Annotated in this window: 12 protein-coding genes; 6 read left to right on the top strand and 6 right to left on the bottom strand. The window is 63.0% G+C overall.

The annotated features are described in order from the left end of the window. Positions 1–71: 71 nt before the first annotated feature. The 4 genes from FIU90_RS13955 to FIU90_RS13970 are packed head-to-tail and all read left to right on the top strand — an operon-like array spanning position 72 to position 6,043. Positions 72–2,516, top strand: a complete 2,445-nt coding sequence (locus FIU90_RS13955) for an NAD(P)-binding domain-containing protein (RefSeq protein WP_152435328.1) — start codon at positions 72–74, stop codon at positions 2,514–2,516. After that, on the top strand, positions 2,516–3,388 hold the full coding sequence (locus tag FIU90_RS13960) for a hypothetical protein (RefSeq protein ID WP_172970275.1): 873 nt from the start codon (positions 2,516–2,518) through the stop codon (positions 3,386–3,388). The genes FIU90_RS13955 and FIU90_RS13960 overlap by 1 nt, the downstream gene beginning before the upstream one ends. 10 nt (positions 3,389–3,398) lie before the next feature. Continuing rightward, entirely contained in the window at positions 3,399–5,171 is a 1,773-nt protein-coding gene (locus tag FIU90_RS13965) for a cytochrome c3 family protein (RefSeq protein WP_152435329.1), read from the top strand. Positions 5,172–5,173: 2 nt separating this feature from the next. Then, entirely contained in the window at positions 5,174–6,043 is an 870-nt protein-coding gene (locus FIU90_RS13970; RefSeq protein ID WP_152435330.1) for a phosphodiesterase, read from the top strand. On the opposite strand, the gene FIU90_RS13975 is transcribed toward FIU90_RS13970, so the two are convergent. The 4 genes from FIU90_RS13975 to FIU90_RS13990 all read right to left on the bottom strand — a co-directional run bounded on the left by FIU90_RS13975 (position 6,040) and on the right by FIU90_RS13990 (position 15,358). After that, a complete protein-coding gene (locus FIU90_RS13975) occupies positions 6,040–10,065 on the bottom strand; it encodes a multiheme c-type cytochrome (protein ID WP_234029705.1) in 4,026 nt (1,341 codons plus the stop codon). The genes FIU90_RS13970 and FIU90_RS13975 overlap by 4 nt on opposite strands. Positions 10,066–10,154: 89 nt before the next feature. Beyond that, positions 10,155–12,020 carry a hypothetical protein gene (locus FIU90_RS13980; protein ID WP_234029537.1) on the bottom strand — a complete coding sequence of 622 codons (1,866 nt, stop codon included), beginning with the start codon at positions 12,018–12,020 and terminating at the stop codon, positions 10,155–10,157. A 2-nt stretch (positions 12,021–12,022) separates the two neighbouring features. Further along, the gene (locus FIU90_RS13985; RefSeq protein ID WP_234029538.1) at positions 12,023–13,975 is read right to left on the bottom strand and encodes a heme-binding protein; all 1,953 of its coding nucleotides are present in this window, start codon (positions 13,973–13,975) and stop codon (positions 12,023–12,025) included. Positions 13,976–13,978: 3 nt separating this feature from the next. After that, positions 13,979–15,358, bottom strand: a complete 1,380-nt coding sequence (locus FIU90_RS13990; protein WP_152435332.1) for a multiheme c-type cytochrome — start codon at positions 15,356–15,358, stop codon at positions 13,979–13,981. A gap of 284 nt (positions 15,359–15,642) precedes the next feature. On the opposite strand from FIU90_RS13990, the gene FIU90_RS13995 reads away from it, so the two are divergent. Further along, entirely contained in the window at positions 15,643–16,092 is a 450-nt protein-coding gene (locus tag FIU90_RS13995) for a lasso peptide biosynthesis B2 protein (protein ID WP_152435333.1), read from the top strand. Then, positions 16,089–17,462: a M24 family metallopeptidase gene (locus tag FIU90_RS14000; RefSeq protein WP_234029539.1), complete on the top strand. Its 1,374-nt coding sequence runs from the start codon at positions 16,089–16,091 to the stop codon at positions 17,460–17,462. Before FIU90_RS13995 ends, FIU90_RS14000 begins: the two co-directional genes overlap by 4 nt. 3 nt (positions 17,463–17,465) lie before the next feature. On the opposite strand, the gene FIU90_RS14005 is transcribed toward FIU90_RS14000, so the two are convergent. Further along, positions 17,466–18,197, bottom strand: a complete 732-nt coding sequence (locus FIU90_RS14005; RefSeq protein WP_152435334.1) for a hypothetical protein — start codon at positions 18,195–18,197, stop codon at positions 17,466–17,468. Continuing rightward, positions 18,184–20,238, bottom strand: a complete 2,055-nt coding sequence (locus FIU90_RS14010) for an adenylate/guanylate cyclase domain-containing protein (protein ID WP_152435335.1) — start codon at positions 20,236–20,238, stop codon at positions 18,184–18,186. The genes FIU90_RS14005 and FIU90_RS14010 overlap by 14 nt, the downstream gene beginning before the upstream one ends. Between the last annotated feature and the right edge of the window lie 21 nt (positions 20,239–20,259).

The raw sequence follows: 20,259 nt of genomic DNA on the forward strand, positions 1-20,259 counted from the left end.
TCACTCTGGCAATGCGTTGGGCTTGCCTTATGGTGGTGAGAGGGGTTTGATCTATCCATAGGGGGGATGGATTGTCGGACGTTTTCAAGGTTGCAATTGTCGGCTCCGGTCCTGCCGGATTGAGTGCCGCCGCGCGCGCTGCAGCCCTTGGCATGAGTCACGCCCTGCTCGAAAAGACCGACCACCTCTCTGACACGATCTACAAGTACCAAAAGGGTAAGCACGTCATGGCGACGCCCTCGAACCTGGTGCTGCGAAGCGACTTCGATTTCGACGCGGGCAAGCGGGAGGCCATCCTCGGCACTTGGGACGAGCAGGCGCGCGCACAAGAGATCAACGTCAAGTTCAACGCCGAAGTCGCAAAGGTCGAGGGTGAGAAGGGCGATTTCACGATTACGCTGGTCAATGGCGAGACCGTAAAAGCCGAAGCGATCGTGCTTGCCATCGGCACACAGGGCAATCCGAACAGGCTTCGCTGTCCAGGCGCGGATCACCCGATGATCCAGTACCAGCTGGATGATCCGGGCGAGTATTTCGACGAACACATCACCGTGATTGGATCGGGCGATGCGGGGATCGAGAACGCGCTGGGGCTTGCCGCGGACGATGCCCAGCGCAACACCGTCACGATCCTCAACCGCCGGGCCGAATTCGCCCGTGCCAAGCCCGCCAATGTCGCGCTGCTCGAGGAGGCCGAGCGCGAGGGGCGGATCAGCGTCCGTCGTGAAACCAGCCCGGCCGAGGTCAAGGACGGTGCGCTGGTGCTCGACACGCGCGATGGCCAGGAAACGATCAAGTGCGACCGGATTATCGCGCGCACCGGATCGCAGCCTCCGCGCGGCTTCGTAGAGGCGATGGGAATCGAGTTCACGAGCGAGGAACGCGGCGCCTTTCCCAAACTTTCCCCCTCGTTCGAGACGATCAAGCCCGGCATCCACGTGATCGGCGCGCTGGCGGGCTATCCGCTGATCAAGCACTGCATGAACCAGGGCTATGACGTGATCGAATTCCTCAACGGGAATACCGAACTCAAGCCCGCCGACGAACCGATCCTTGCCGAGAAATTCGCCGTGCTGCCGGGCAACCACGATGTCGATCACTGGCTCGGCGTGTTCGGATCGAATGTCTCGATCTTCGAGGAACTCTCGCCCCTGCAATTGCGCGAGCTGATGCTCGACAGCACGGTGCATTACTTCGAGCCGGGAGAGGTGATCTTCACCCGCAACGCGCCCGGCTCCTCGATGTTCGCGATCGCGCAAGGCTCGGTCGCGGTCGAGGTCGATCCCGAGAATCCCTCCATCACCGTGCCGATCGAACAGAGTTCGATCTTCGGCGAGGTCGGCCTCATTTCGGGTCGCCGCAGGGGCGCGACCATCCGCGCGGCCGAACCGGTGGTCGCTATCGAGCTGTCGCGCAATGCCGCGCTCAAGCTGATCGCCACCTCGCCCGGCGCGGCGCGCGCGGTGAACCGCATCGCGGTAGAACGCCAGCTGCTGCAGATGTTCGGATCGGGCCTCACGAAAGAGGATGTTGCGCCGCTCGTCGAAGCCGCCGAGGTGGTCGAAGTGCGGGCCGCCGAGGTGATCATCGAGGAAGGGGCAGAGGACAAGGACGTTTTCATCATCCGCCGCGGTTCAATGATCGTCGAGAAGAATATCGGCGGCAGGCCGGTCTTCCTCTCCTATCTTCCCGCCGGAAGCTATGTCGGCGAGATGGCGGTGATCGACGGCTCGCCGCGCACCGCGACGGTGAAGGCGGCGATCAAGTCCGAGGTTATCCGCCTGCCGGGCGACCAGTTCATGGCGCTGCTCGATGCGCATCCGCGCGTGCGCGAGCGGGCGCTGTCGGACATGGCGGCGCGGCGCGAGGTGACCGCTTTCATCGAGAGCCGCAAGGACAATTTCGACGGCGCGGTGGACATGTATTCCGAAACCGCCGCCTTCCTTGTCGACCAGGGTCTTGGCGAGGCGACCGACGTGCTGCTGATCGACGAGAAACTGTGCATCGGCTGCGACAATTGCGAGCGCGCCTGCGCCGACGCGCACGAGGGGCTCTCGCGGCTCGACCGCGAGGCGGGAAAGACCTACGCGCATCTTCACGTGCCGACATCGTGTCGCCACTGCGAACACCCGCACTGCATGGCCGACTGCCCGCCCAACGCGATCAAGCGCGGGCCGGACGGCGAGGTCTTTATCGACGAGACCTGTATCGGCTGCGGCAATTGCCAGCGCAATTGCCCCTATGGCGTGATCAGGATGGACCCCAGGCCACCGAAGAAGCCCTCGCTCCTGCAATGGTTACTGTTCGGCAAGGGTCCCGGCCCCGGCGAAGCGCCCTATAGCTGGCGCAAGTCTCACGGCGACCCCGAACAGCCCAAGCAGGCGATTAAATGCGACATGTGTTCGGGGATCGAGGGCGGGCCTGCCTGCGTGCGCGCCTGCCCCACCGGCGCCGCGATCCGCGTGTCGCCCGACAAGTTCCTGACCTTTACCAAGATCACCGAGGACGCCGAGTAATGGCGAGCCTCCCGAAAGACCGCGCCGCGACCCGTTTCGTCGACGACGAGAAACGCCGCGATGCCGACCATGTGAGCTTCCTGAAGCACCGCAACTGGCGCTGGCTCAAGATCGCGCTCGCGCTCAGCCTTGTCGCGGGTCTCGGTTATGCTCTCATCGACCAGGAACCACGCCCCAATGGCGGCAGCTGGTACGGCTACACGCTTGGCACGATCGGGCTGGCCCTGATCGTCTGGCTATCGTTGCTCGGCATCCGGAAGCGCAAGATCACGACCGGGCACTGGAGCCTCAAGGCGTGGACCAGCGCGCATGTGTGGCTCGGCCTCTCGCTGATCGTGATCGGCACGCTGCACACCGGCTTCCAGGTCGGCTGGAATGTCCACACGCTCGCTTATGCCTTGATGCTGCTGGTGATCCTCTCGGGCATTTACGGCGTATGGGCCTATGCGACGCTCCCCGCCGAACTCAGCGCCAACCGCAAGGAAATGACCCGCGGCGACATGATCGAGGCGCTCAAGGCGATCGATCGACAGCTCGAGACAGCGGCGCAGCCGCTGGGCCGTGAGCAATCCGATCTCGTCATCGCCTCGCTCGAGCAGGACGTTTTCTACGGCGGGGCATGGGGGAGGCTCACTGGCTCTTATCCCGGATGCGCGACCAACCGCGCGTTAAGGAGCATGACCGCCACCGACGAGGCGAGCGAGCGGGTTATCGCCCTGCTCCAGCGCCGCGCCGAACAGCTCGCGCAGATCCGTCGCCATTTGAGGATCCAGGCGCTGCTCGAGATCTGGCTGTTCATTCACATTCCGGCGACGATCGCGCTCCTCGCCGCCCTCACCGCGCATGTGGTGAGCGTGTTCTATTACTGGTGAGGTCGGCAGCTTGGCATTCCTGATCCGCACCATCGATTACACCTCTTCAGGTCGCGAGATCGTGCGTGAACGGACGCTCGACCAGCCCGACCTGACGATCGGCCGTGCGAGCGAAAACGATATCCACCTGCCCGATCTCGCGGTGGAGCAGCACCACGCGAAGATCCACGAAGCTCCCGACGGCACGCTGATCGTCGAGGCGCTGAGCACGCTCGGCTTCGAAATCGACGGGAAGAGCGAGACGAAGGCCGAAATCGCGCCCAATCTCGGCGGCGAAATCGAAATCGGTTCCTCGCGGCTAACCATCGCGCGTGACGGAGACGGCGTTACCAGCATAACCATCAGGCAGGTTGACAAATCGAGCCCGCGGGACGTCTTGCGCGGCTTTGCTCTCTCAAGCGCCTTGCCGAGCAAGCGCGCCGTGTCATGGGTGCTCGCTAGCGCCATTCTGATTGCCCTGCTGGCAGTGCCGATTGTCACCCACCTCACCCGCGATCCGGTGGAGATCGATCCCGACGGCGATATGCCGGACCAGGTCCTGCTCGACAGCGCATGGTCGAGCGGCGAACTCTCGATGAAGCACCACGCTCTCGAGGACAATTGCGAGGCCTGCCACGTCACGCCCTTCGTCTCCGTGCAGGACGAAACCTGCCTCACCTGCCACGAAGGGCTTGGCGAGCACGCCGCCCGCCCGCGTCTGGCCGCAGGTCTGCCATCTTTCAGTGAGGGCGATGCGATCCAGTGGTCGATCGCCCAGACGCTCGGCAAAGAAGGGCCGCTGGGCTGCGTTGCCTGTCACACCGAGCACGAAGGTCCGGTAAGGCAAGCGCCGGCGAGCGAGCAGTTCTGCGCCGATTGCCATTCAGACCTAGACACGCGCCTTTCCGACACGCAGCTCGCCAACGCCCACGATTTTGGCAAGCAACACCCGCAATTCCGCCCGACTTTCTATGCCAGCCTTGGCGCGGACGAACCGGTGCGCATGTCGCTCGATACGCCGCTGATCGAGGCGAGCGGCCTCAAGTTTCCGCACAATGTGCACATGGACCCGCAGGGCGGCGCAGCGCGCATGGCGTTGAGCCTGCCGGGATATGGCGCGCCGCTCGAGTGCAGCGACTGTCACGAGGAGACCGATGATCGCATCGGTTTCAAACCGGTGGTGATGGAAAGCGCATGCGAGAGCTGTCACAGCCTTATCTCGGGCCGCTCCAGCGCCGGTTTCACCAAGCTCCGCCATGGCGACATAGACGATCTTCGCGCCGACCTCGCACGGGTCAATCGCGGCCAGCGCCGCGCGATGATACCGGGCCGCACCCGTCCCGGTCAGTTCGCACAAGGCGGGCGGTACTACTCGAATTTCGGGCGTCCTTTCGGAGCCTATCTCTCGATCAGCAACGCGCTTGGCGCGAATGGAGTGTGCGCCGAGTGCCACCTGCCAACGCGGACCGATGGAATGCCCGACGTGATGCCGGTGAACCTGCCCGACCGGTTCCTGCTGCACGGCTATTTCGATCACGCCGCGCATGAGGACGAAACCTGCACGAGCTGCCACGCCGCCGAGACATCGAGCGAGGCGAGCGACCTGCTCATACCGGATCTTGCAAGCTGCCGCGATTGCCACCTCGGCGCGACGGCAGCGAAGACCGAGGAGATCGTGCCGTCGAGCTGCGCGATGTGTCACGGCTATCACACGCCCACCAAGCCGTGGTCCCCCGGCCATCCCGATACACCTCGCGAAACCCCTGCTACAATCGCGGCTACACTCGAGAGGATGAGACGCTGAGGATGGGGGACGGAAAACCGGCGCTGCTGATCGCGCAGATCACCGATATCCATATCGGCTTCGATGCGGATGCCGGTGAGGACGAGTTCAACTACAAGCGCTTCATCGCCGTGCGCGACCACCTGCTTGCACAGGAGGTGCAACCCGATTGCCTCATCCTGTCCGGCGACCTCGCTGATGGCGGCGATCCGAAATGCTACGAGCGACTTGCACGAGCGGTCGAAGCCTGCCCCTTCCCGGTCTACCCGATGACCGGCAATCACGACACGCGCAGCGTTCTCGTGAAAGCCTTTCCCGGCTTCGAAAACGAGGAAGGCTTCGTTCAGTACACCATCGACTTCGAGGGCCTCCGCGTGCTCTGCATAGATTCGCTCGACCAAGGGCGGCACGGCGGCGCTTTCTGCGAGAAACGCGCGGCATGGGTGACGCGCGAGCTCGATGCGTATCCCGAAACGCCGACGCTCATCGTCCTCCACCACCCGCCGATCGTCGCAGGGATCGACTGGATGGACCCCAAGCCGAGCGAGGATTGGTACCAGCGGTTTCATGAGACCGTAGCCGGACATGAACAGATCGTCGGCATCGCTTGCGGGCACCTGCACCGGCCGATCGTCTCGGAAGTCGCCGGCATTCCGCTCAGCGTCACGCCAGCCGTCGCGCCCGCGGTGACACTCGACCTGCGCCCGGTCGATACCGAAGTGGCCGACAATCGCGGCATCGTTGCCGCCGAACCGCCCTTTTACAGCCTTCACCGCTGGCATGACGGCAGGCTCGTTACACATATGCAGCCGGTTGGCGACTGGCAGGTGCTTGCGCGTTACGAAGAGCACCTCAAACCGATGATGCAGGGGCTCGCCGACGAGCGAGATTAGTCGCCGGAGTTATCGTACTCGCGGCGGCGTGCGCGGCGTGGCGGGTTGTCGATGTCGCGCCCGATCCACGCGTTCATGTCGACATCGTCGGAAACCTTCCACGGCACGCCCGAGCGGGTCATGAACAACCGCTCCATCTCGCTGCGCGTGAACGGCCGTGACCCGAGCCTGCCGAACACCGCGATCTGTCCGCCAGTCTCATCAACCGCACGGTCGCGGTCGAGCCCTTTCGACAGTGCGATCGCGGGCGAGGACGTCCTTGCATAAGCGACGAGTTCCGGCACCGGTCTGGGGCTGAAGCCATAGAAATTACGCTGGCTGTCCGGGCTGGTGAGTTGCAACACCTTGAGCCCGTTACGGCCGTCCGCGACATAGGCGAACAAGGATGCGTTGGTCGAACCGACTATCACGTCCTCGGCATCGTTGAGCGTCCCGCCCAGCGTCACCTTCTGAACGATCGAGGGCGCACGCGGGCGGGTAACGTCGATGATGACCAGCCCGTCTCCCTTGGCCGCGACATAGGCATAGGTGCGCGCGACATAGATCCGGCGGGCATCGGCGAGCGGCACAGTGCCTTCGGGAACGGCGACCGGATTGCGCAAATCGGTGACATCGAAGAGCTTCACGCCCTCGGCGTCCGACACCCACAGATACCGGAACTGGATCGCGCTCGCCCGAGCATCGCGCAGCTGACGCACCGCCGCAACCTTGGGCGACTTCGGATCGGCAAGATCCACCACCACGAGGCCGCGATCGGCTGCGATATACGCCACTTCGCCCGCGAGGTGGACGTGCCGCGCACCGTCGAGCACCCCGTCCGGGTTCCACGCGGTCGAACCGTCGGAAAACTCGGTGCGCTCGAAGAAATTGTTGCGGAATTCGCCGTCCGCCAGCGTGTCCACATTGACCAGAACGAGGCCTTCTTCGGCATCGGTCACCACCGCGTAATTGTAGATCGGGAGGAATGGCTGCTCCTGGTTGATCTCGCGCATTTGCGGCGTGCTGCGCGTCGGCGCGATCGGCTGGTTGGTCGCAAGCGCCACGCAGGTCGCGTTTGTCGTATCGACATGCGTATCGTGCCCAAGCGGCGAGAACGGCGCGGTGATGATCCGCTCCGACACGCCCTTATTGCCGATCGAAGCCACGTCATAGGCGCGGAAGCCGCCCTTGCCCTCGGCCACGAACATGTATTCGCCGCGCAATTGCAGGCAGCCGACACTGTCGCGCGTGCCCTCGTGGACGTTGACGAATTCCTCGAACGGCTTGGTCTCGCCCGACAGGTCCTTGTCGAAAGCCTGCCCGCGCACCCAGTCCTTCAGCTCGCGGCCGTTATCCTCGACATGCATCCGCCAGTAATCGGGATAGGCGTATCTGTGGAGGTAGGAGCCGAGCACGGCCTGAGGCTCGTCATATTCGGTGACCCGCACCGCGGTGAACCCGTCTTCTTGCCCGGTCCAGGCGTGCATTCCGACGAAATTGACGTAATTCGTACCGAGCAGGAGCAGCTGCGCCATGATCGCGTTGTTGTCGTCCGCCTCCGACAGGTGGCAATCCGAACAGGTCTTGGTCTCGGTTTTTCGCACCGTATGCGGGAAGTGCGGCGCAAAGGCCTGGCTCGAAAAGCCGATCGAGCTGATCGGGGGCTGCTGCACATAGATGCGCTCGCGGTTGATATTGGTCGAGGACAGCACCAGCGCAGAAGACGAGCGGACCGGCGCGATCTGGTTGCCCTTGGTCGTCTGGTGCTTGCCCAGCTGGAACATCTGGTCGCGTGCCACCTGCGGGTTGTAGGTCGCGAAATTCCTCGTCTCGCCGCCTTCGTAGCGGTGCGACTTGGTTTTCCAGTTGGCCTCGATCGGGAGGTGGCAGCCACCGCAGGACGTCGTCCATGACAGGTGGCAGGTAAAGCATGCCATTTCCGGATCGCGGTGCGCGCGGTCGCCTTCCTCCACCCCGCTGCCGAACTCGAACTTGCCGGTTTCCGCACCATAGCGGCTCATCAGCTTCGCCCGCGCGGCCTTACCGTTGAAAGTGGGCGCCCTGGGATCGACCGCGTCCTTCACGAGGCTCACTTCCCATTCGAGCTTGGGATCGACGATCGAGCGCTGGATCAGCTTGCGGCGGCCATTCTCGCCGTCGATCCATTCGAACCGGCGGCGGCCATCGGGATTGCGGAGCAGCGCAAGGTCGTGCCCCTTGGGCGGCGCGGCGGGGCCGGATGTGCGCAGTGTCGGATAGGCATCGGCAGTTCCGTGGCAATCCTTGCACCCGATCTCGATCGCATTGGCGACCTCGCCATAGATCATGCCATTGCCGTGACTGTCCTGCTCGTAATGGCAATCCGCGCATTGCATCCCGACCTCGGCATGAATGCTCATCAGGTGCACCGCCTTGCCCGGATTGGTGCCGGGTTCGACGAACTTGGCCTCGCCTTCCTTGCGCCATTTCTCGGGATCGTCGTTGTCGACGATATTGCCGTCCTTATCGAGCAGGTTGCCTTCGCGGTCGCGCTTGAAGACGGCGCGGAAATTCCACCCGTGTCCGTGATAGTCGGCGAACTGCGTATCCCTCGCCTCGGAATTGAGGTCGTAGACATTGCGCAGGAAATCGAGGTCGGCCCACTTGCCGCGCGGGGCCGCGCCTTCGGGATTGCGATCGACAACGGCGCGCACCTCTTCGGCGGTGGGATATTTCTGCAGCTTCGGCCACATCAGCGGCGCGTCGCTTTCATAATCCCACATGGTGTAGCCGAGATAGGAATTCAGGAAGATGTTGGGCTGGTGCATGTGGCAGTTCATGCACTGCGCGGTCGGGATCGCGCGGGTGAAGACATGCTGGAGCGGGTGGCCCTTTTCCTTCATCTTCCCGTCGATCTGGAGGGTATCGTCATCCTCGGCCTTGCGCGCCTCGCCCGGTCCCTTGAGCGCACCATGCCCGCCCTTCTTCTTGTCGAGACCTGCTGCCCGCTCGAGCTTTCCGGCGATGGTCGGGTCGCTGGTGATCGTCTGCCCGTCGCGCCCGTATTGCGCGTAGATCAGCGAATGGCGCGGCTCGCGGTCATTGGCGTAGACGACGTGGCAACTCGCGCAGCCCGAGTGGCGATAATCGCCCGGCTGGTCATTGGTGCCGAGGAACCAGGTGAAAGGATCGTTGAGCCGGGTCTTGTGGATATTGAGCACCGGTATCGCGACCCTGAGGCCTGTTCCCGGGCCGCGGTTCGACTGCTTGAGATCGGGCCTGCCCGGTTCTTCGAGCCGCTGGATCTGGCCGGTCGGATTGGGGATGCCGATCTCGGGAAATTGCGAATTGATCGTGCGGCCGCCGCGCTCGAACACACGGAAGACGTCACCCGGCGGGACGACCTGCCAGGTCGGCAGCGGATAGAGTTCGGCCAATGCGCCGCGTGCCTTCTGCTGTTCGGTCAGCTCGCCGCTTTCCCCCACCGGCGATGTCAGCTTGGCGGGCTTCCCGTCGCGGGTATAGGCCTCTCCCAGCAGGTAGTTCTTGAACGGCAGAATGCCGTTATTGTAGCTCGCCCCGCCCCACAGCATTGCGCCGGTCGCCATGATCGATCGCTCGGACGCCTCGATCGACTGGATGTGGCAAGCTCCGCAGGCCTCGCGTGCAACGCGATAGTCCGACGGGTTCACGAACTTTACGAATTCGGGCGCTTCCTTGTTGAGCAGGGCATAAGAGCGCTTGGGATTGGCCGAAGAGGGCCAGTGCCAGCTTTGGGGATATTTCGGGAGGACATGCGCGCGGTCGCGCGCGGCGACATAGTCCGGGTGATCGAGCGGCAGTTCGGAATTGCCCCGCACGCTTGCATCGCCGCCATGGCAATCGGTGCATCCGAGCCTTACCGCCGGCGTCAGGTGCATGGTCGGCGCGTCGGTTTTTATGTGGCAGGTGTTGCAGCCTTCCGATTTCGCCATCATCTCGGCCACCGACTGGTTGGCAGGCGCAGGCTGGGCGGTGACGCGGGAGTAATCGCGCTTGACCGGCTTTTCCTTGTCGGCCGCCATCGAATCGCTCGCAAAGGTCGCTATACCCAGCGCGACGATGGCGATCAGCAAAACAAGGCGTTGCAGCGAAAAGGCGCGAAGCTTGGTCATCAGTAGGTCAGCACCACGTTTGCGAGGATCGAGACGAACTTGTCATTGCCGTTGCGGCTGTCGAACAGGTCGCGAAAGCCCTTACCCGGAACCAACGCGGCGGCGGAAAGGCGAAAGACGATGTTCTGGTTGGCCTTGGGCCGCCAGATGGCCGAGGCCGAAAGATCGAAGCCGATGTCCTTGGGGATCGAGCCCTCGTTGCGCAGGACCTCGAGCGAGGTCGTGTTCTCAAACCACAAGTGGTTGGCATTTGCCGAAACGCGGATTTCCGGCGTGAGGTCGAAATCCGCGCCGACACCGGTGAGGATCAGACCCGGATTGTTGAAGTTCGACTGCCCCTGCTCCTTCGACGAGCGCAGGTTGTTGAGGATACCGTTCCTGCCATTGACGGATACGGCGCGGCCGCCGCCCGCGAACGGGATCGTCTGCCTGATCCAATAAGACGTATCCGCGCCTGCGAAGACCGGATTCTCGAAGATCGCGTCGTATCCGCCCTCGGTGTCATCGAAGGGGTCGCTGTCGCCGCTCGCGTAAGCTCCCGACAGGCGAAAGCGTATCCAGTCGCGGTCATAGCTGAGTTCGACCGCGCCGAACTGAGCATTGATATCGGCCGGCTCTCCGGTGAAGATGTTGTTGCGGTCCTCGCCCAGAACCCAATAGGCGCTGGCGGTGACGTTGATCCGCCCGATCCGGCCATCTGCGTTGTAACCGATATAGAACGCATCGTAATCGCGCCCGCGCAGGTTTCCGAGCAGCGCGGGGCGCACCGGGAAGCCGTTATCGTCGATCTCGATATCGTCCGCCTCGCGGTTGCGATTGTAGGCGAGCGTGATCTGGCTGGTGAGCGCCGGGATCAGGAAATCCTGCCGGTAGGCATTGGCGATGAAAACAAAATCGTCGCGCGGGCTTTTGACAACCGAATTGAGGCCGCTGTTCGTGTCCTTTTCCAGCCGCCAGAACGCACCGAGATTGAACTGGAAACGGTTGTTGTCGCGATTGCCAAACAACCGCACGCCAAGCTGCTGATCGTTGAACAGGAATCCGCGAAAATCGGACTGGAACGGCTGGATACCGGCACGGATCGAGATGAAGTCGAACCGGTCGTTGTCAAGCGCGGTGAAGTGATAGTCGACGAAGGCTTCCTGAAGCCCAAGAAAATGATCGAGCCGGTCGCTCTCCCTGCTCGGTTCGACGAACAGCACGCGCCGCTCGGGCACGTCGACATAGTTGACGTTGTAGGCCAGCGTGACGCGGTATTCGACCGAAGGCGGCTTGTAGGCGGTGCTGCCCTTCAGCAGCGCAAAGCCCGCGATGAAGGTCTGCGAAAGGACAGTCGAGAAATCGTCTCCGAAAACATCCAGGCGGTCCGGGTCTTCAGTGGTCTGGATGCCGACGGGAATCGGGAAAGTGCGCGGCTCATAGACGCTGTCGCTGACGAGGTTGGCGACGAAGAACCAGTCATCGCCGGTGATCGGCAGCCACGGAACCTTCTCCCGGTTGATCGGGCGATCGCCCTTGTAGGTGTTCTGGTTGTAGGGATCGAGGAGGTTTTCCTTCACCAGCCCGAGATCCTCGATCAGCCGCCAACGATCCGGGATCGGCACCTGATCGGTCGGGAAGGCCTCGGGCGGCGGCGCGCGGATTGCGCCTTCGTTCTCCTGCTCGATCCTGTCCGGAAGCGGAGCGGTATAGCCGGGGCGCTCACGCCCCTCGATGATCTGCGGATCGACCGGCGGTGCATCCTTCTCCCATTCGGGATCGGGTTCTTCGGGTGCGGGTTGCGGCGGCGGTGGCGGCGGAGGAGGTTGTTCCGCTTGCGGGGCAGCTTGCAGCAGCAAAGCATAGGGAGCAAAGGCCAGCGCCACCCCTACAGCCCCTCGCACACATTTTGCGCATCGGTATCGAGGAACGGCGCGAAGGGGCAGTTGACGTAACGCAGGCGAACCTGCCTGCCGCCGATCTGGACCACGATCTTGTCCGCGCGAATATCCTTGGGCGCATTGCCGATCCCGCCAACCCTCAGCCCGGCATTGTTGAGCCCGAGGAAGCTGATCATGTCGTCCTGGTCGATACCGTCGCCCGAAACACCAAGGCCGCCGACCAGCTGGCCCCCGCGATAGACCGGGACCGATCCGGGGAAAATCTGGATTCCGTTATCGAGCCGCGTTTCGCCGGGATTGATCTGCGGCAGCGTAGTGCAGTGATCGGGCGTGTCGGCATTCAAACCTTGGACGAAGCCGAGATGCTGCCCGACATTTCCGACGATGAGCGCGCTTTGCAGCCCGGTCGAAAACGGGTTGAACTGCTCGATCGGACGCGAAAGCGGGCCGTGCGGCTGGCCGACCTCGCCATCGGGGAAATAGGGGCGCGAGAGGTTGCCGCCGGAACGGTCAGCAAAGGCGAAAGCACCGGTCAGTGCGTTGGGATCGTTGAGAAATGTGCGCACGCGACCGACAAACTGGGGAACCTCTCCCGAGGCTGCCGAAAGGTTCGCCGCGGCAAGAGCGCCGGAGAAGAAATTTGCGGTGCGCGCCTTTTGCAGGCTGACGTCGATGCCGAATATCGGCGCATCGGGCGAGCGGACGATGCCGAGCACCCGTCCGCGCGTGTCGACGAGGCTGATCGTCACCTGCGCGCGGCTATCGAGCGGTTGCCTGATCTGCGCCCGCGCACGGCTCATCACCGCGAAGGCTTCCTCGAGAATAGCGCGGGCTTCGGCTGCGCTGATCGCGCTGCTCACGTCGCTGCTATCCGTGCCCGCGCGGACCGGAAAGCGGTTCAGCCCGGCCCCGTTGCTCAGCACAAAGGCATCGACATTGGCGAATTCGACCGCGGTCGAGGGGCGAATACCCGATGCCTCGGTGCCGTATGCTGTTCCCGCGAGCAGCGCGCCGCCGCCATAATATCCGTTCACCGCGACCAGATTGCCCGCCGTTCCCGCAAAGCTCGCGCCGGAAACGGAAGCCAATTGCGCATAGGTCGCATCGGTGTAGCGCAGCGATGTTCCGTCGGCGAAAATCCGGTCCGCCCGGATGCTCACCGGAGCCTCGAACCCCACCGTGCCTGCAAGCGCGACCCGTTCGTCCACGTCGATATCGACGTCGAGCACATTGGCATCGAAGCCATAGCGCCCGTCAGCGATCACCCCGACGCCGCCCACCACCACGCCGTTCTTGTAAAGCGGGAACCCTCCCGGATCGGCGGCAAGGCCGAGCGGCGAGCGCTGCGGTCCGATGGTTCCATCGCTCGCGCGGCTAACAAGGTCGGAGCACGGCAGCTGGCTGAACTGCACCCCGAACAGCGGCCCGCTTTCGAGGCCCGCAGTTGTGGGTGCGGGCGGGAAATGCTCCTGCACGATCATGCTCGCCGTGCGGGTGGAAAAGGCATTGCCGCCGCTCGAGAGATAAGCCCCGGTTATCGCCTTCGCGATAGCCGCTGCACTCGAAGGAATGGTAAGCCCTTGCGCATCGATATTCTGGCCATTGGGCGCATCGTCGATCTTCGCGGTCGCGCTGGCACCGGGCATCCGGAACACGCCGAGCACATTGCCCACGCGGTCGGTCACAGCAATGGTCGCGGCATCCCCCTGCGCGCTCGCCTGGGCAGCGGCCTGGGCGATGATCGTCCCGACTTCTGCGGCGCTCAGGCTTTCGGCGGCAGGCACGGAATACAAGCCGCCAGCGGGGGGCGGAGGAGGTGGCGGAGGTACCGGGGGGCCGCTCCCCGTGCCACCGCCGCTGGGCGTGGATCCGTCACCGCCCCCACAGGCCGCGAGCACCAGCAGTGGCGCTCCGAAGATGGCTTTCCACCCAGCGCCCACAGCTTAGCTCAACCTGCCGATCGCTGCCGAAGCGTTGCGGATCGCCTCGCGGAATTCAGCCGGCCGATAGGAATTGGGCTCCGCAACCGCCGCATAGGCGCGGTTGATGCTCGAGCGTATCCCCGCCGCAGCGCCAACCGAAACGCGACCCTCGCGCACGAGCGCGTTGAGCAAGGTGTCGATCGCCATCACCGCCTGCACCGATCCGGCATAGTCGGTGAATCGCGCCGAGGTCGTTTTGTCCGCGATAATCCCGATCACGCGGAAGGCATCGGCACCGGTATAGGCGCGCTGACTGAGCGCGTTGGAAAGCGACCCTGCGCGGCGCGACAATTCGACCGCCGCCGCCCGGGCGCCCCCCGCATCGATCCCCATGGCTTTGTGGAAATCACGGCTTGCCGCCCGGAAGCTGTCGGCCTGCGCGGGAACGAGCGCACCTGCAACTGCGGACAGCATGATGATGTTCTCGTCATTGAAAGGCGGATTGCCAAACGGGATCGGGCGCCCCGGATTGGTCTCGAATGTGAGCTTGCGTTCCGGGCCGTCGGTGATCGTGCGGTGGCACGAATGGCAATCGAAGAAATAGAATTGCGGGAAGACGCCCTCCATCCCGAATTCGCTCCGGGCGAACAGGCCGGTCGAACGACGCACCGCCTCTGCCTGACCGACCGCCCAGAACCGCACCGAATTGGGCGCACGCTTCCTCGCGCGGTAATCGGCATCGACATCGTGATGCTGCTGGAGCGAGCTGAACAGGTCGAGCTCGAAGGAAATGCGCGGATGGCCCGCCGCCATCATCGAGTGGGTGACGAATTGCCCGGTCTTGGTGGAGCCATAGTGGCAATCGAGGCAGACATTTGCGCGCACTTGCGGGTTTTCGAGCGGGACAAGGCCATTGGCGACGTTCGAGGCGTGGGTCGCGGGACGGGCATAGTGAGCGGCCAGCCATCCGCCCGATGCACCGTGACAGCTCTCGCACCCCACCCCGTCGCTGATCTGGAAGCGGTCGCCCCGCTGCGAGGACGGCACGAAAGTCGCATGGCAGCCGAGGCATTCCTTGGCCTGCGTCGCCTTGCCGAGGCCAAGGCTGGTGGCGATCCGCTGCCCCCGCCTCGAGGCAAGAACTGCATAGGCGCGGCTGTGAGCGCCGCTGGGTGAGGACGGTTCCTGCCAGGTGGCAATCTCGTCCTGCCGAACGACCGCACCATTGCCCTCGAACCGGCCATGGCAGGTCGATCCTGCGCAGCTGGCAACGCCTTCGTAAGTGGAATTCGAATTGGCCACGCTCGTCGGGACCGCGACGAGCAGAGCCAATGCCGCCACGATCCGGGCCACAAGACCGGCATTGATATCGACGATCGCGATCGCCTGTCGTGTCGTCATCTCAAACCCCCCGCGAGATGCGCCGTGTGCATTTTCCCTCCGGCAAGGTCCGATCCCTTATCGGCCTCGCGTGGACTGGTCGATTAAGCCCGACTATTCAGCGTCGCGCAACCCCGGATGCTTGCGACAAGCACGAAAGCTGAGCGCAATCGCAATTATCCGGCAGTGGCCCATATTTGCACGGCGAATTGGCTCGAGAACGGTTGGGCTCCGGAGCTCGCCCGGCGAAGGTCTAGCGAGGCTTGCGAGCGCTTAACGCGCATGCAAAGGAATAGCCCGAAGATATGAGCGTCGTCCGATCCATCAAGCGAACCGTGCTGAAGGCCGAAATCGTGAGCGGGCTCGCGTTTGCGCGGCTACTCATCAAGGTGGTCCCGTTCCGGCTTTGGCGCCGGACCCTCGGGCCGATCGATGGCAGCGGAAATGCCACCGCCGCACCGCTAACCGCGCGCGAGGAAAAGATGGCGAGCGATATTGGGCGGATTATCGGGCGCCTTGCAAGAAGGCAGAAGTTCGAAGCGGTGTGTTTCCCTCAGGCGATGGCCGGACGGTGGGTGCTCGGAAGGCGCGGTATCCCTTCACAGATCGTGCTGGGGTCGCGCCGCGATGGCAGCTCGGAATTGCAGTTTCATGCCTGGCTCAAAGTAGGCGATCTGGTTGTTACGGGACAGGATGAATACGAGACATACCAAAGCTTTACGGTGAAGGATCCGCACGCATCGGGGGACGCATGATCAAGGCTAACTGGAAGTGGGCGCTTGCCACTGCACTGCTCGCGTGCACTTCAAGCGCCGCTGCTAAAGAACCTGATCTCCCAATCTACCCGATGAGCGAGACAGAAGAGCCTCTGCCCGAGCGTCCTCCGATCTTGCCTATGCGAGACCGCGCAAAGGTAATTGACCGGGTACTCGGGCAAAGGCTCGATCAGGTCATTCCCAAGATCATGCGCGAACAGGGCGTGGAGATGTGGGTTCTGGTCGCCCGCGAATACTTCGAGGAACCGGTGGTTGCCTCAATGCTCGATGCAAGGAATTTTCATGCGCGCAGGCGCACGCTGCTCGTCTTCTTCGATCCGGGGGATGGACAGCCTGTCGAACGGCTGACAGTGAGCCGCTACGGGCTTGCCGGATTGTTCGAGCCTGCGTGGGACCCCGAGAAAGAGCCGGATCAGTGGAAAGCGCTTGCCGCGATCGTTTCCGAACGCGATCCCGCTACGATAGCGATCAACACGTCCGATATCACAGCATTCGGCGACGGCATGACGCTAAGCCAGTATCGCGGAATATCCGAGGCGCTCCCGCGAACCTATGGAGATCGCATCGTCAGCGGAGAGACGCTTTCGGTGCGCTGGCTCGAGAGCCGCGTTCCAATCGAGCTCGAGCTTTATCCCGGTATTGTGCGAATCGCCCATTCGCTGATCGCGCGCGCTCTATCTCGCGAAGTCATCACGCCGGGTGCAACGACGGTCGCCGATGTCCAATGGTGGTATCGGGAAGAACTGGCGCGGCTTGGCATTTCACCATGGTTTCATCCGGGGGTTGGCATCCAGCGTGAAGGCGCTGAGGGCATGCTGCGCGGCGACACCGTGATCGAGCCGGGCGACCTGCTCTGGACCGATTTCGGTATCACGTATCTTCGACTTTCGACCGATACGCAGCATCTTGCTTATGTGCTGAAGCCTGGCGAGAGCGAGGCCCCGGCGGGTCTGGTCGAGGGCCTGAGAAACACAAACCGTGTGCAGGATATCCTGATCGACAGTTTCGAGGCGGGTCTGCCGGGCAATGCGATTTTGGCGCGGGCCAGAGCGAAAGCGATTGCCGAGGGGCTCGATCCCTCGATCTACTCGCACCCCATCGGTCTCCACGGCCATGGCGCTGGATCTGCAATCGGGTTCTGGGACAATCAGGAGGACGACCCGCGCGGAGCGTACCCGGTGCATGGGGGTACGACATGGTCGATCGAGCTGACAAGCTACACCGAAGTCCCCGAATGGGGCGGCCAGAAGGTCGATTTCCGATCCGAAGAAGACGCCTATTTCGATGGCGAGACCGTGCGTTTCCTCGACGGACGTCAGACAGAATTGACGCTTATCCCTTCGGAATGAAGCCTAACCGCCAAGCCGGTCCGCGAGTTGCTCAACCTGCGCGGTGCATCCTTCTGCGACAAGCGCTTCTGCAAGCTGGTCGGCGCGAGCATAATCTGCGGCAAGCAGCGCAAAAGTGACCTCGACCGATTGCGAACCGTCACCCGGTGCGGTGATCGAATAGGCGGTGCCGGGTGTGACCGTCAGCAATGCCGGATCGAGCGGGGCCACGCTTTCGTTCACATCAAACGTCACATCGACAGCATCGCTGCTTCCAGCTTCACTCAAAGCGTAGGTGGCGATGCTTTCCGTGTTTGGTCGCCAAAGCCGCACAGCCTGGAGGTCATAAAGGCAGATCGTCCCCGGCTGCGACACGTCGACATACCAAAGGTTCGGGTTGCGCGCCGGTCCGCCGTCGTTGCCGGTCCGCACGGCTCCCGTCCGCACCCGGTTTGCGGCGCGCTTACGCGTCAAAGCGGAAAAGCGTGCACGGGTCGCCTTGGGCTTTTCGCCCACCTTGAACGTGCCTGCGCCCTTCATGACCTTTGTCCCGCGCGAGGTCAGGACCGTAATACTGTCGCCCGTTTTGAGCGTGACTGAAGCATTATCGTCGATCTTCATACCGACCGGATACTTCGAAGCCGAAGGACCGGTCGACTTGACGACTACTCCCGCAAGTGCGGTGACTGGCGCCACGAACACCGCTCCCGCAAGAGCGAGGCCCGCTATCCGTGCTTTGATGCTAGCCGAGAACATAAGTTCCTCTTTCCCCCAGATTTTCCAAACGTTTGACGAAATTCTGTAATGCCAAATCATCGGGGTGGCGAGCTGCCACCTCCTGCGCCAGACGCACGGCTTTTCCACGATGATGTTCTGCCAGATCGCAGGCTTCTGCAAGCTTAACGCGGTCGACCTCGGGAAAATCCGGAGCTGGCTCGTACAGATCGACCGGTTGCGCGCGTCCTCGAAGCTGCACCCGCCCCATGCGCCGCCACCAATCGAGGCCGGACCGTTCGGCGAATTCGCGGCTCGCCATGACCGAGCTTTCGAGCGGCTTGTTCGCTGCCTCCAGCCGCGCGGCGGTGTTCATGCTGTCGCCTAGCGCGGTGTACTGGATGCGCGTGTCACCGCCGAAATTGCCGATCACCGCCTCCCCGAAATGGAGGCCGACGCGGGTTTTGCCGATCGGCGGGAGGTCTTCGCCCATTCCGGCAGCTTCGGCGCGGAATGCTTCGCCCGCCAGCCAGATCGCATAGCCCGCCTTCGCCGCGCGCTCGGCATCGTCTTCGCGGGCGATGGGCGCGCCCCAGAAGGCGACGACTGCATCGCCGACGAATTTGTCGATCACCCCGCCGTGGTCGAGCACCACTTGGCTCAGCATCTCGAGATAGCGGTTGAGCAACTTGGCGACCATCTCCGGTTCGATAGCGTGGCTCATCTTGGTAAAGCCTTCGAGATCGGAGAACATGACATAAATCTGGCGCTTTTCACCGCCGAGTGAGAGCAATTCGGGCTTGTCGATGATCGCCTGCGCGATATCGCGCGGAATGTATTTGCCGAGCGCGCCGTGCGCGAAGTTGCGCTGCTTGCGACCGACCGAGCGCGCCGCTGCCGTCACCGCGGTGAAGGCGATGATCCACCCGACCAGCCAGCCCACCGCTGGCAGACCATAGGTGTCGACGTTGCGCACCTGCAGCACCACCGGCAGTCCGACAAACACCACGATCAGGAACAGCAACAGCGGCACGAGCCGGCGCGCAGGCCATTCGAGAAGCGCGGTGAGGATCGCGGTCACCACTACCAGCACTGCCAGCGCCCACAGGATGACCGGCGAGATTTGCGGCATTGCCTTGCCGTCGAGCATTTGCGCGATGATCTCGGCATGGACCGCGAGCCCAGGCGGCGTTTCCCCGGTGACCGATGTAAACGATGTCTCGACCCGGTCATAATCGACGATATCGCCGCCGATCAGCACATATTTGTCCCTGATCGCGTCAGCGAGGGGCGGCACGATTTCTGGATCGAGATCGGTGAATGTGTCGATCGAAATCGACGGGAAGAGTTCTGAATCCGCGAAGAGACTGCGGCGATATTCGATCGCGCCTTCATAGGTTTCAAAGCGCTCAATCGGAGCGCCCGAATCTTCGAGCATGACCCGTCCAAGCAGCGGCGGAATGTCCGGCTCGATACTGGGCCATTTGCGCGTCACTCCGAATTCGTTGTCGAGCCGTATGCTGGCGGGGCGCGCATTGCTGCCTTCGAGCGCGGCCATGAAGTCGTCCAGAAAGACGCGCTGTTCGTAAACGATATCCGCTTGGTTCGTGAATTCGTTGGCATAGGCGACGGCCGTGGGTGTCTGCATCGATCGCAAAGCTGCAATGAGTTCAGCATCTTCGTCTTGCGGCTGATCGAACAGGATATCGATCCCGATTGCCTTTGCCCCCATCTGGTCGATATTGCGCAACGCATCGGCCAGCACGCCGCGCGGCAATGGCGAGCGTTTGCCTTGGTCGATCAGGACCTGATCGGTGTAAACGACCATCACAATGCGGTCATCCTGCTCGACGATATCGGCGGAGTAATAGCTGCGCAGGTCGTAGAATGCGCGCTCCGCCTCGCTGGTGAGAGGCGTCGGCTCCTCGTTCCACGGCAGCACCCAGCTATAGCGCGCAATGAAAAGCGCAAACGCCACCATCAGGGCGGTCGCGATCAGCTGGATCGCACCCGCTTCGCGCAGGTCGCGCCAGCCGCGCAGCAGGCCCCGGCTCGTCGTGCTATCCTGTGGAGTTTCGGCCATTCGCGTTACGCCCTCGCCCGC

The organism is Erythrobacter sp. THAF29, assembly GCF_009363635.1.
GTDB lineage: Bacteria > Pseudomonadota > Alphaproteobacteria > Sphingomonadales > Sphingomonadaceae > Erythrobacter.